Annotated in this window: 1 protein-coding gene; it reads right to left on the bottom strand. The window is 69.2% G+C overall.

What is annotated here, in order from left to right; all coding sequences use genetic code 11:
* Nucleotides 1-220 precede the first annotated feature (220 nt).
* Nucleotides 221-790 (bottom strand): hypothetical protein, encoded by a 570-nt coding sequence (locus AB0M76_RS43480; protein ID WP_365958299.1) that lies wholly within the window; start codon nt 788-790, stop codon nt 221-223.
* Nucleotides 791-1,077: the final 287 nt, after the last annotated feature.

The raw sequence follows: 1,077 nt of genomic DNA, 5'->3' as shown, positions 1-1,077 counted from the left end.
CAGTTGCGCCCGCGTCATGAGTGACGATCTACCAGATCGCGTCACAGGGCACGGGCGAGTCGCACAAATTGATCACAACCGGATACACGCCCTAGGTGGGTGCGGCTACGGGGCCGGCTCGTAGCCGACGGCGGTGGCGGCAGGGCAGCTTGATTACCGCCCGGTGGCAGCGTCCCGGCAGGCATGTCGACGGCGTCGGCCTTCTACAGGCTGCGGCAGGTCAGTGCCGCATCCCGTAGTGGATCAGGCGGGAGCGGGCCGCGTCTTCGGTGAGGCCCAATGCGGTCCCGATCGACTCCCAGGACAGCTCATCGGCCTCAGCCATGTACGCGGCATCCCGGGCCACCCGACAGGTCACCGCCTCCAAGGCCGCAACCGCCTTGAGCGCAGCCACCGGCGCCTGCCGCGCCAGCAGGTTCAGCTGCTCCCCGACCCGCTCCAGGAGCTCGGCCAGTTCCCCGGGCAGCGGCACCGTCCGCGCCTCGACCTCCTCGAGGTGCTGCTCCCAGTCCTCCTGCGGACCCTCGATAACCGGCTCGTAGATACCGGCTGCGTCCACGGCTTCCCAGTCGATCCGATAGTGCGCAGTACCGCGCCAGCCACACGAGCAGGCTCCGCGTGCGGCCGCCGCTCGGGGCCGGTTCAGGATGCCGCTGTAAGCCCACCACTGGCGCGTCTCATGAAAATCGGAGCCGCTGCCAGGGTCCAGATACACCGGGCCCGGCTCACTCCCATCCCCCAGCAGCGCACCCGCCCAGCCCTCATGCGACGCCCCGTACTCCTCGGTCATCCACCCCATAACCCCTCCCCCTCCTCAACCGGCCCGACTCGACTCCCGCCAGCCGTGCACTGGCACCCGCAGTCCCGAGTGAGCGCGTCACCACGCCCTGCCAGCCCTCGAAACGCGGACCGCTCGAAGACACTGCCCTCGCCCCAAACCAACCTGCGGCCGGCACGCTGCGCGAAATCCGGTCGAACCATCGCCGGGCGGTGCCGTAGGGTGGGGTTCACCGACGCGGGGTGGAGCAGCTCGGTAGCTCGCTGGGCTCATAACCCAGAGGTCGCAGGTTCAAATCC

This window comes from Streptomyces sp. NPDC051364, assembly GCF_040682115.1.
Taxonomy (GTDB): Bacteria; Actinomycetota; Actinomycetes; order Streptomycetales; family Streptomycetaceae; genus Streptomyces.
The sequence above is the reverse complement of the archived record's forward strand: the minus strand, read 5'-3'. Positions and strand labels throughout refer to the sequence as shown.